The sequence below is a fragment of the Streptomyces sp. DSM 40750 genome (genome assembly GCF_024612035.1).
Taxonomy (GTDB): domain Bacteria; phylum Actinomycetota; class Actinomycetes; order Streptomycetales; family Streptomycetaceae; genus Streptomyces.
In genome coordinates this window covers 3,697,107-3,708,418 of sequence record NZ_CP102513.1, presented here as the reverse complement: position 1 = coordinate 3,708,418, position 11,312 = coordinate 3,697,107, and the positions used below count along the sequence as shown (strand labels likewise).

11 protein-coding genes are annotated in these 11,312 nt (G+C 71.5%); 6 read left to right on the top strand and 5 right to left on the bottom strand.

Annotation, left to right across the window (positions count from 1 at the left end; genetic code table 11):
• Window positions 1-17: 17 nt before the first annotated feature.
• Together JIX55_RS16630 and JIX55_RS16625 are read right to left on the bottom strand one after the other, a co-directional pair.
• Entirely contained in the window at window positions 18-1,169 is a 1,152-nt protein-coding gene (locus tag JIX55_RS16630; RefSeq protein ID WP_257564111.1) for a glycosyltransferase family 4 protein, read from the bottom strand.
• Window positions 1,170-1,408: 239 nt separating this feature from the next.
• Window positions 1,409-2,386 carry a DUF3068 domain-containing protein gene (locus JIX55_RS16625; protein ID WP_257564110.1) on the bottom strand — a complete coding sequence of 326 codons (978 nt, stop codon included), beginning with the start codon at window positions 2,384-2,386 and terminating at the stop codon, window positions 1,409-1,411.
• Between the two features lie 371 nt (window positions 2,387-2,757).
• Here JIX55_RS16625 and JIX55_RS16620 point away from each other — a divergent pair, with 371 nt between their 5' ends.
• From JIX55_RS16620 to JIX55_RS16605, 4 genes are all read left to right on the top strand, one after another.
• Window positions 2,758-2,910 carry a hypothetical protein gene (locus JIX55_RS16620; protein WP_257545823.1) on the top strand — a complete coding sequence of 51 codons (153 nt, stop codon included), beginning with the start codon at window positions 2,758-2,760 and terminating at the stop codon, window positions 2,908-2,910.
• Between the two features lie 3 nt (window positions 2,911-2,913).
• On the top strand, window positions 2,914-4,155 hold the full coding sequence (locus JIX55_RS16615; RefSeq protein ID WP_257564109.1) for a helix-turn-helix domain-containing protein: 1,242 nt from the start codon (window positions 2,914-2,916) through the stop codon (window positions 4,153-4,155).
• Window positions 4,156-4,374: 219 nt separating this feature from the next.
• Window positions 4,375-5,148 (top strand): IclR family transcriptional regulator, encoded by a 774-nt coding sequence (locus JIX55_RS16610; RefSeq protein ID WP_257564108.1) that lies wholly within the window; start codon window positions 4,375-4,377, stop codon window positions 5,146-5,148.
• Entirely contained in the window at window positions 5,145-6,002 is an 858-nt protein-coding gene (locus JIX55_RS16605) for an SMP-30/gluconolactonase/LRE family protein (RefSeq protein ID WP_257564107.1), read from the top strand. The genes JIX55_RS16610 and JIX55_RS16605 overlap by 4 nt, the downstream gene beginning before the upstream one ends.
• A 180-nt stretch (window positions 6,003-6,182) precedes the next feature.
• Here the strand turns inward: JIX55_RS16605 and JIX55_RS16600 are convergent, their stop codons facing one another.
• The 3 genes from JIX55_RS16600 to JIX55_RS16590 all read right to left on the bottom strand — a co-directional run bounded on the left by JIX55_RS16600 (window position 6,183) and on the right by JIX55_RS16590 (window position 8,996).
• Window positions 6,183-7,556, bottom strand: coding sequence for an MAB_1171c family putative transporter (locus JIX55_RS16600; RefSeq protein WP_257564106.1), 1,374 nt, complete (start codon window positions 7,554-7,556; stop codon window positions 6,183-6,185).
• Window positions 7,557-7,569: 13 nt separating this feature from the next.
• On the bottom strand, window positions 7,570-8,244 hold the full coding sequence (locus JIX55_RS16595; RefSeq protein ID WP_257569348.1) for a toxin-antitoxin system, toxin component: 675 nt from the start codon (window positions 8,242-8,244) through the stop codon (window positions 7,570-7,572).
• 131 nt (window positions 8,245-8,375) lie between these two features.
• Complete coding sequence (locus tag JIX55_RS16590) at window positions 8,376-8,996, bottom strand: transcriptional regulator (protein WP_257564105.1); 621 nt, start codon at window positions 8,994-8,996, stop codon at window positions 8,376-8,378.
• A 179-nt stretch (window positions 8,997-9,175) separates the two neighbouring features.
• On the opposite strand from JIX55_RS16590, the gene arfA reads away from it, so the two are divergent.
• A complete protein-coding gene (gene arfA / locus JIX55_RS16585; RefSeq protein WP_257564104.1) occupies window positions 9,176-10,690 on the top strand; it encodes an arabinosylfuranosidase ArfA in 1,515 nt (504 codons plus the stop codon).
• 132 nt (window positions 10,691-10,822) lie between these two features.
• Entirely contained in the window at window positions 10,823-11,281 is a 459-nt protein-coding gene (locus JIX55_RS16580) for an RrF2 family transcriptional regulator (RefSeq protein WP_257564103.1), read from the top strand.
• Window positions 11,282-11,312 lie beyond the last annotated feature (31 nt).

Here is an 11,312-nt window from a genome sequence, read left to right as displayed (position 1 = left end):
GGCACCCCGTTTCGCGCTCACGGAGTCCAACCCCGCACAGCTTCCGCAGCCACCGCCCGGAACTGCCGCACCGTGTGTTCCCACCGATAATGCGCGGCGCGCTCCCGCGCGGCCTTCCCCATCAGCACCCGCCGATCGGTCGACAACGCGAGCGCACACCATGCGGCGGCGAACGAGGACTCCCCCCGAGCCAGCACCCCGGTCTCCCCGTCGACGACGGAATCCCGCAGACCGGGCACATCGAAGGCGACCGAGGGCGTCTCCCGCACCGCGGCCTCGGTGACGACCAGCCCCCACCCCTCAACCGCGGAAGGATGAAGCAGCAGCCAGGCCGCACACAGCAGCCGATGCTTCTCGGCCTCGGAGACATGGCCCGCGAACTCCACCCCGGGCCCGGCCATCGCTTCCAGCCGCCCCCGCTCGGGACCGTCACCGACGATCACGAGCCGCCCGCCCGTGACCGGACGAACCCGCTCCCAGAGCCGCAGCAGCAGATCGATCCGCTTGTACTCGACGAGTCGGCCCACGGCCACGAACAGCGGCTCGGGAGACCGCTCGGCACGAGGCCCCGGCTCCTCGACTCCGTTGTGCACGACTCGTATCCGCTCCCGCTCCACACCGATCGCGCGGAGCGCGGTGGCCGTGGAGGAGGAGACCGCGACCACGAGGTTGCGACGCTGCGCGGCCGTCAACGACCAGTGTTCGAGTCTTCGGCCGAGGCGCGCGGCCGGCGCCAGCGGGCCGCCGAACCGCAACTGCCACAGATCCGTGTGTACATGGTTGACCAGGCACATCGTCGGACCCCGGTGCCAGAGCGGCGCGAGGTAGGGCATGCCGTTGCAGACCTCGACGAGGAGGTCGCAGTCGCCGATCTGACGGGCGAAGACCGACTTGGCGCGCAGATGGTGGCTCAGGTCGCCGCCGGCCGACACGACCCGGTAGTCGCGGTAGGCCGCCGGTCCGCCGCAGAGCAGGGTGACCTGGTGGCCGAGGCGGGTCAGGCCCCCGGCGAGCCGGTCGACGAGGAGCTCGGAGCCCCCCGCCGCCGGATTACCGAGGTCACGGCGGGCGAGAAAAACGATCCGGCGAGGCTGTGGGGAGCCTGCCGACCGGTGCTGGTCGAGGCGTGGAAACACCTCGACCAGCGAGAACGGCACGTGCTGGGGCATGGGTGCTCCAACTCGTCTCGGGGTGCGGAACTCAGCGGGGGAGAAGGCAGTTCGCTGGGGGGGATGTTCCGGTGGGAGGGGGTCCGGGTGGAACTCGCGGGTCCTTCGTTTTTTGTGGGTGCTTGTCAGTGAGGTGTGGGTGGGCTGTGCTCAGGTGGGGTGGACAGTTTTCGCCCCGTGGTTCGAAGCTGCTACTCACCGACGTGACAATTTCCGGGGTTTGTTGAGCTGACGCCCTGTCACATCGTGATCGGGTCCTGGGACGACTCGGGCGTATCGGGGCGCCGCCTGCCGCGCGCGACCAAAGCGGCACCCGTCGCGGCGAGGACGAAACCGAGCACAGCGGTACCGATCGGCACTGTCCGCCCCACCAGCCGCAGCTGTCCGCTGTCCTTCTCCGCCTGGTCGACCGCGAACTTCTGCGTCGCCGCGGTGAACGCGAGCTTCCGGCTGTCGAGGAGTACCGCCGCGTCCTGGTCCCCGCCCGGCGCCCGCAGCGTCCGGCGCGGCCCGGTCTGCGCGTAGAGCACTCGTCCCGTGCTCTGGTCGACGACCAGTTCCAGGCCGTGGTTGGCGTACCACTCCTCGGCGAGCACCTGCGGCCGGTTCGGCTCGTCGACGAGGGCGCCGGGGACCATCCGGGTGCCGGTCCTGGTGGCCGGAACCTTAGCCGTGAAGCGCAGCCCCTCATAGCCCCGGACCTTCTTGCGGCCCTCGTAGTGGAGCGTCACCGTCGCGCCGAGCGTGTTGTCCCACCAGCGGTAGGAGCGTTCCTGCACGTCGAAGGGGAACTTCAGGTACGCCTCGCCCTCGATGTACGGCTTCTCGTCGCAGCAGTGCACCGGCCGGTTGGTCTTCCGGTCGCTGACCCAGCGGTGCGGGGTGAAGTCCAGCGCGTCGTGCGGGTCGGCCGCCGGCAGCGACTTGTCGGTGTCGACCGAGGTGATCACGTCCCACACCGCGGCCCCGCTGCGCTCACTTTCGGCCACATCGCCGCGTACCCGCTGGGTCACGGTGATCTTCTGGCCCGGCACGGCCTTCACCTGCTCCACGTCGAAGACGCTGCCCGTGCCGGTGTAGACGGCGGTCGTGTCGATGTCGATCGGATTCACCGCCGCCCGTGGCTCGACGTACCAGGCCAGCAGTGGCGCGAGAACCAGCAGAAAGGTCCCGAGACCGAGCAGGACCAGTGAGAACGGTGAGGCAGTACGGCGCATCCGGGCACTCCAGGGGCGTTGGGAGGTGCGACTCGGGTAGGCGTGCGGCAAAGGCGACGCCAGGGGGGAATGTGCGCGTGACGAGGGGGTGCCGTCTGGGCCGGCGCGGAAAGACGAGCGGCGTCCGGTGCGTGCGATCGCAAGGCGCCGGAAGGCCCTCGTGGCGGAGCCACTTGGGCCTTCCGGCAACGCGGCGAGCGCGCGTGCCAGGCGACGCGACGCCGCGCCGGCTCAGACGGCACCCCCTCGGGCCGGGAACCGTAGGCGGAGTCTTGACGCAGTGTCAATGCATTGCTGACACTGGGTCCGAGTGTTGTGGTGCGGGGTGCCCTGGGTGGGGACGACCTGTCGACCGAGAGGCTGACCCTGCGATGTCCAGACTGCTCGCCGCCGCGCTGACCATGGTGGCCGCCGCCGCGCTCGCCGTGGGAGCCGCGCTCGGCATCGTCGCGCTGCTCGACGCGACGCCGGACCAGCCGAACAACCCGCTCATCACGTACGAGAACGCCGGCCAGGAGCGCTGAGGGGTGACCGGTCGCCCGGGAACCGTCACAGTCCGCTCCGCCTGGCACGCCGTACCGCGCCTCCAGGTGCGCGAGTTCGCCGCGATCGCCATGGCCGAGGCGCCCGCCCTCGCCGAGGAGATCCTGTGCGAGATCCGCCGCGAGTACCCGCACCTGCCCGTCGTCCTCGACGACTCCGGCGAGCCGATGGCCCTCATCGGCATCCGCCGCGCGATCGAGGTCTTCGTCCAGCACCTGGAGACCGCCGAGGGCCGGCCGCGCGTCCCTCCCGGTGTCTTCCAGGAGTTCGGCCGGGGCGAGGGCCTGAACGGCCGCAGCCTCGACTCGCTCCAGGCGATCTACCGTCTCGGCGTACGTCTCGCCTGGCGCCGTTTCGCGGAGATCGGCCAGCGCGTGGAGATCCCGCCGCCCGCGATGTACGAACTCGTCGACGCGGGATACGAGTATCTGGACGGCCTGGTGGACCAGTCGGTGCGCGGCTACGCGGAAGCGGCGGCCCGGCAGGCCGGAGAACGGCTGCGACTGCAACGCCGGCTGATGGAACTCCTGCTCGCCGAGCACCACCGGGGCGACCCGGCCGACGCGCTCACCGAACGCGCGGCCCGGATCGGCTGGCCCCTGCCCGACAAGGTCGCGGTCGGGGTCCTGTTACGCCCCGCCCGCGAGGCCATGGCCCCCGCCGTCGGCCAGGGCGTCCTGCTCGACATGGAGTACGAGCAGCCCCGCATGGTCGTCCCTGAACCGGACGCGGCCGGCCGCCCCGAACTCCTCCACCGCGCCCTGACCGGATGGTCCGGTGCGATTGGCCCGCCGGTGCCGCTCGCCGACGCGGCGAAGTCGCTGCGCTGGGCGGAGGCCGCCGTACGGCTGATGGAACGCCGGCTGCTCCCCGGCGGTGAGGTCCTGCACTGCACCGAGCACACCGAGGCCCTCGTCCTCCTCCAGCCCGAGGAACTGATCGACGACCTCGCCCTGCGCTGCCTCGCCCCCCTGGCCCACTGCGGCCCCACCCACGGCCGCCGCCTCGCCGAGACCCTCCTCGCCTGGCTGGAGACCCGCGGCGGCGCCCCCGAGATCGCCACGCGCCTGGGTGTGCACCCGCAAACCGTCCGCTACCGTCTCCGCCAGATCCGCGAACTCTGGGGCGACGAGATCGACGACCCCGACCGCCGCTTCGAACTGGAACTGGTGCTGCGGGCGCAACGGCTGCGAGGAGAGCTGGGCGACCCGCGCGGCAGGCGCTGACCTGGACAGGGGGGCGAAGCCCCCCCGTCCAGGGGCGCGGGGAACTGCGCGATCAGCCACGACGCAGCCCGCAGTCGCCGGAAAGCCGTTCCCACCGAGCTCTTGGGCGCACTCGACCATTGCCCGGCCGTACCAATATGACTAGCCTGTGTTCGTTATGCCGATCGACAGTTGAAATTTCGAACACTCATCGCAGACATACGAGGGAGGGGGCCGACCATGGGACGCCTAGTACCTGCCGTGACCCGGGCGCTCGACATATTGGAGCTCTTCCTGGACGGGGACGGCACGCTGTCCGCCCCCGACATCGTGCGCCGGCTCCAGCTGCCGCGCACCACCGTGCACGAGCTGGTCACCACACTCGCCGCCCGGGGCTACATCGTCCAGGTGCAGGGACAGCCGGGACGCTACCGCCTCGGCGTCCGCCCGTACCAGCTCGGCAGCCGCTACGCCGAGCAGCTGGACCTCGCCGCCGAGGGCCAGCAGGTCGCCCGGTCCGTCGCCGAGACCTGCGACGAGACGGTGCACGTGGCGATCCTGGAGTACACGGACGTCATCTACATCGCCAAGGTCGACTCGACGCACGCCGTCCGCATGGTCTCCGCCGCGGGCCGCCGCCTCCCCGCGCACTGCACCTCCGTGGGCAAGATGCTGCTCGCCTCCCTTTCCGAGACCGAGCTGTCCGCCCGGATCCCGGACGACGCCGACCTGGTCGCCATGACACCCAACAGCATCACCGACCCGGCCGCCCTGCGCGAGGCCCTGGCCCGGATCCGTGAGCGGGGTCTCGCCGTGGAGAACCGCGAGTCCAACCCGGACGTCTCCTGCGTCGCCGCCCCGGTCCGCGACCGCACGGGCAAGGCCGTCGCCGCGCTCTCCATCTCCGTCCCCATGATCCGCTGGAGCGACGACCGCCGCGTCGAGCTGGAGCAGCTCGCCGTCAAGGGCGCCGCGGAACTGTCCGAGCGCCTCGGCCACCGGAGCGTGGCATGAGCGCGTACACGGGTTACGAAGTCGCGGTACGGGAGTACGCGGCCCTCGGCGAGGGCCCCACCTGGGACGCCGACGCGCAGCGCCTGATCTGGATCGACATCCTCGGCTCCCGGGTCTACACGTACGACCCGGCCTCCGGCCGCCGCGCGGTCCTCGTCACCGAGCAGCACGTCGGCGCGGCCAAGCCCCGCGCCGGCGGCGGTCTCGTCCTCAACCTCCGGGACGGCGTCGGTCTGCGCGACACCGACGGCGGCTTCCGGTGGCTGCACCACGAGCCGGTCCCCGGCCGTCGTGCCAACGACGCCGCCGTCGCCCCCGACGGCTCCCTCTTCGCCGGCACCATGCGCTACGACGAGGCCCCGGGCGGCGGCACCCTGTCCCGCTTCACCGCCGACGGGCTCGCCGAGACGGTCCTCGACGATGTCGCCGTCAGCAACGGCACCGGCTGGAGCCCGGACGGACGGCTGATGTACTACATCGACTCGCCGACCCGCCGCATCGACGTCTTCGACTTCGAGACCGGTCAACTGCCGGTAAACCGGAGGTCGTTCGCGACCATCGACGACGGCGACGGCTTCCCCGACGGCCTCACCGTCGACGCCGAGGGCTGTGTCTGGGTCGCCCTGTGGGAGGGCGGCGCCGTCCGCCGCTACACCCCGACCGGTGACCTGGACCGAGTCATCGACCTCGCCACCCCCCGCCCCACAGCCTGCGCCTTCGGCGGCCCCGACCTCACCGACCTCTACATCACCACGGCCCGCACAGGCACGGAAACCCCACACCCCCTGTCGGGCTCCCTGCTGGTGGTACCGGGCGCGGGGAAGGGTCTGCCACAACCGGCATTCGCGGGCTGACCCGGGCCGGCCGCTCAAGTCGTCTCGGTGCGGTGCGGTGAGGAACACCCCGGTCGATGTACGCGGCCAGGGCCCTGTCGCTGCACAGTCGGAGGTCTCCGTCGCCCCCTCGTAAGCGTGTCCCGCCAGCGACGGCGGGCGGCCGGCACAGACCGTAACGGCCGGTCGGAGGCGGGGTGTTCACTCATGCGCGGGCACACTGCTCTCCGCTGTGGAGGCGGCCGCCAGGGCGCGCACCGCCTCGATCTCGACGGGCCGGCGAAGCGCCAGGGACACGGCCTCGATGTCCTGGAGCAGGTCGGTGGGGTCGGCGGAGACCGTGAACTCCGGGAAGCCAGAACGGTCCGGCGCGGCAGAACAGTCCGGCGCGGCCGGCAGGTCCGGGAAGGCCGTACGGCCCAGGCCCGCCGCGAGGCCCGGGAAGACGAGCGGGCCCGACGCGAGCCTGGCCGGCGTACCGCCGTCGGGCGCCCGCCTCCGCGCGGCCACCGCGTCCCGGATCGCCACGGCGGCGGCGAGGGCCTTCGCCCGGCCGGGCTCGTGACCGAGGTCCAGGGCGGCGTCGTACGCGCGGCGGCGCAGGTCCTCGTCGAGGTGGCGGGTCAGCCGGAGCAGGGCGTCGCGGATGAAGGTCTCGCGGCGGGTGAGGCGCAACTCCGGGGTGGCGCGCAGCGCGAAGGGGACACGGGAGTCGTCGACCGTCCGGGTCAGCAGATACAGGGGCCGCAGCCGCCGATGGCTCTCCCGCACCCGCCAGCGGTCGTTCAGGTACTGACCGCCGTGCGGCAGGATGAAGCCGACCGCGATGAAGATGGCCGCCACGGCGACGACCGGCGGCGCCACATGGGTGCTCAGCCAGTCCAGGTCGTGCCCCGCCCAGCGGGCCACCAGCGCCGTGAGCTTCGAGGCGTCGTACAGCAGGTTGAGCGCGTAGCCGATGCCCAGCGCCTTCAGGCCGCCGCGCAGCCACCGGTCGAGGCCGTCGGCGCGGACCCAGTTGCGGATCAGCCGGTAGGTGATCAGGCAGGCCACGGTGTGCGCGACGAGGTAGAGCAGGATCTCCTCGCGCATGAAGGGCGTGGTGGCGTAGTACGTGTCCAGGTCGCGCAGCCGCTCGTGGGGGACGTCCGCCAGCGCGAACAGCACCCACAGCACGACGATCACCGCCGAGTACACGACGACGACCCGGCGCATGGTCCGGCGGGTCGCCGGGGAGCGGGCGGCCGGGCCGTCGCGCCAGGCGACGATCAGCAGCAGACAGCACGCGCAGAACGCGGTGACGAGGGAGTACACCCAGGGAGCGGCGACGTTCGGCACGCCCACGGTCCGGTTGGTCCACGCGATCACCGACGGCACCGCGAACACGAACACACAGCAGGCGAGCAGCAGCAGCCCGCCGACCGCCCGCAGCAGCGTGTCCCGCCACAGCTTCACGATGCTGGGCAGCTTGATCACCAGGGCGGCGGTCAGTACGGCCGTGGGGATCCAGAACGAGATGTACAGCTCGCCGAAGAAGTCGGCGGGGCTCAGGGCCCCGGTCGTCGTCGCGGGCACGGCGGTCGCCCCCTTATCTCCGGTGCCTGCGGTAGCCCAGGGACGCCTGGATGGCCTGCCCGACGGGGTCGGCCGGATCGGCCGGATCGGCGAGCCCGCCCTGCCCGGTGTCCACCCAGGAACGGAAGGCGGTGGCGAGCCGGTGCCCGAAGTCCTCGGCCTCCTGCTCGTCGGACTCGTGCGAGCCGTTACGGGCCGCGATGGGGGTCCCGCCGTGCCCGAGCGCCGCCGAGAACTCGGGGGAGAACGGCGGCAGCGCGGACGCGCCGTCGCCCGGCTCACCGGACAGCGCGAGCGCGGCGGCGTCCGCGCCCGGCAGATGGCGATGACAGTGCCCGGCGTGCATGTGCCACAACTCATGGCCGAGGATGACCAGTTGCTGCACCGTCTCGGCGCGCTCCTCGACGATCACCAGGTCGAAGTCCGGGAACTCCATCCACAACCCGGTCACCCCGATCCCGTCGGGAAACCGCTCGAACCACAGCTTCACCGGCCGCCCGCCACGCCGCGCACTCATCTCCGCACACAGCGCCGCACCCAACTCACGTACGTCGACGGGTGCGTCCAACCTCCCCCGCACCGCCTTGCTGAGGCCGGCCGTCAACTTCCGCATCTCGGCGGCGGACCGGGACGGCGACAGCGCCGCCCGAACCCTGCCCACGGCTCCGCGCAGGCCCGCGATCCCCATGACCCGGGCGGCCCGTCCGGCGCGGCCGTCGGCCGTACCTTCGGCGTGGCGGTCTCCCGGAGTCCCGGCGTGGCCGTCCGCGGCACTCCCGGCGTGGCCCTCGCCCGTGCCCTCGGCCCTCGCGTCACGACTCATCGCCCGACCTCCTCCTCGTCGTCGTGGACGCCGAGCAGCCCTTCGAGCATGACAGTGAGGGCCTCCTGCTTGCGCCGGGTCAGCCGATGGCCGCGCAGCGCGAGCGTGACGACCCCGTGCCGGGTGGCGAACTCGACCAGCGGCCCGTCGTCCGAGTCGCCCTCAAGTCCCGCCAGTACGCGGTGGAGTTCGCGGTTCAGGACGGTGGCGGCCGGGTCGGTGAAGAACCGGACGCCCTCCTCGATCCCGAAGAACCCGGCGAGTTCGGTCAGATCCGGCACGTTCGGCATCTTCTTGCCGAGCAGCAGCTGGCGGGCCCACTCGGGGCTGATCGAGAGCCGCGCCGCGACCTCCTTGCAGACCTCACCGGCCCGCTTCCCGCTCCGCGCGACATACGCCTCGTGCAGCGCCCGCACCCGCCCCCGCACCCGGTCGTCGACCCGGTCGGCCGACGCTTCGCCCCCGTCCAGCAGCACCCGCACCTCGTCCTCGCCGAGGGCGGTACGTTCCGCCAGCGTCCGCACGTCGAGGAGCAGATCCCGGTCGGCACCGGTCTCCGCGATGCGGGTGTCGAGTCGCGTCAGGGTCTCGGCAAGGGCGTCGGGCAGGGCGGGCACGGCCCGACCCTACGTGCCACGGGGCGCCCACACCACGGAAATCCAACGATCGTTCAACTTCTACGAACGATCGTTGCGTGCACCGCCCCGTTGACTCGCCCTCGCTTCGACCATAGCGTCCCGTTCGGCTCAACGATCATCATCCGGAATGTCGAACATCGAACATCGAAGGATCCCCCATGACCCGCACCGCCCGCTTCACCCTCGACCCCGCCTTCCTGGTCGGCGAGGTCAGTCCTCGACTCTTCGGCTCCTTCGTCGAGCACCTCGGCCGCTGCGTCTACACAGGGGTCTACGAACCGGACCACCCGGCCGCCGACGAGGCGGGTCTGCGCACCGATGTGCTGGACCTGGTCCGGGAGTTGGGCGTCACCACGATCCGCTACCCCGGCGGCAACTTCGTCTCCGGCTACAAGTGGGAGGACTCCGTAGGCCCCGTCGAGGACCGCCCCCGCCGCCTCGACCTCGCCTGGCGCTCCACCGAGACCAACCGCTTCGGCCTCTCCGAGTACATCGCCTTCCTGAAGAAGGTCGGCCCCCAGGCCGAGCCCATGATGGCCCTCAACCTCGGCACGCGCGGTGTCGCCGAGGCCCTCGAACTCCAGGAGTACGCCAACCACCCCGCCGGCACCGCCCTCTCCGACCTCCGCGCCGCCCACGGCGACAAGGACCCCTTCGGCATCAACCTCTGGTGCCTCGGCAACGAGATGGACGGCCCCTGGCAGACGGGCCACAAGACCGCGCGGGAGTACGGCCGTATCGCCGCCGAGACCGCCCGCGCGATGCGCCAGATCGACCCGGACGTCGAACTCGTCGCCTGCGGCTCCTCCAGCCAGTCCATGCCGACGTTCGCGGAGTGGGAGGCGACGGTCCTGGCGGAGACGTACGACCTCGTCGACTACATCTCCCTGCACGCCTACTACTGGCCCACCGACGGCGACTACGACTCCTTCCTCGCCTCCGCCGTCGACATGGAGTCCTTCATCGAGAACGTGATCGCCACCGCCGACCACGTGGGCGCGAAGCTCAAGTCCAAGAAGAGGATCAACCTCTCCTTCGACGAGTGGAACGTCTGGTACCTCCAGGAGTGGGAGGACTCCGCGAAGGCCGACCCGCTGAACTGGCCGGAGGCGCCGCGGCTGTTGGAGGACAAGTACAGCGTCATGGACGCGGTCGTCTTCGGCTCCCTCCTCATCGCCCTGCTCCGCCACGCCGACCGCGTCACCGTCGCCTGCCTCGCCCAGCTCGTCAACGTCATCGCCCCGATCATGACCGAGCCGGGCGGTCCGGCCTGGCGGCAGACGACCTTCTTCCCGTTCGCCCAGGCCTCGAAGTACGGGCGGGGCCAGGTGCTCGACGTACGGGTGGACTCGCCGACGTACGAGACGAAGAAGTACGGCGAGGCGGACCTGCTGCACGCGACGGCGGTGCGGGCCGAGGACGGGTCGGTGACGGTCTTCGCGGTCAACCGGAGTCGTACGGAGGCGCTGCCGCTGGAAGTCGCGCTCAACGGGCTGGAGCTGACCCGGGTCGTCGAGCACAGTGTGCTGGCCGACGCGGACCCGGATGCGCGGAACACGCTGGAGGAGCCTGAGCGGGTCGCTCCGCGGGTGGTCGAGGGGGCCGCGCTTCAGGAAGGTGTGCTGAGCGTGGTCCTTGAGCCGCTGTCGTGGAATGTGATCCGGCTTGGCTGAGAGCTCGGCTGGGACTGTCTTCAGCCGGGTGCGGGTCGTCCGTGGTTGCTCGCGCGGTTCCCCGCGCCCCTTTGGGGCGCGGGTGCTGTGGGCGCGGAGTGACAGGGCCCCGGCGTGGTCGACAATGTGCCCATGAGGATCTCGGCACGGGCGGATTACGCCGTACGCGCGGTACTGGAAGTGGCCGTACGGCAGGACAGCGGGCCGGTGAAGGCGGAAGTCATCGCGACCGTGCAGGAGATTCCGCACAAGTTCCTGGAGGGGATCCTCGGGGACCTGAGGCGTGGCGGCCTCGTCACCAGCCGACGGGGCGGCAGCGGCGGGTACCGACTGGCACGCGAACCCGCCGCCATCACCGTCGCCGATGTGATCCGAGCCGTCGACGGACCCATCGTGTCGGTGCGGGGGGAGAGGCCGACCGGGCTGACCTACACCGGGTCCGCCGAACCGTTGCTGCCGTTGTGGATCGCGCTGCGGGCCAACGTGCGCCGCATCCTGGAGGGCGTCACCGTGGCGGACATCGCCGCAGGCACCCTCCCCGAGCCGGTGAAGGCGCTGGCGGCGGAGCCGGCGGCCTGGGAGAACCCGTAGGCCCGGCGGGCAGGTCCACAGGATCGTTACC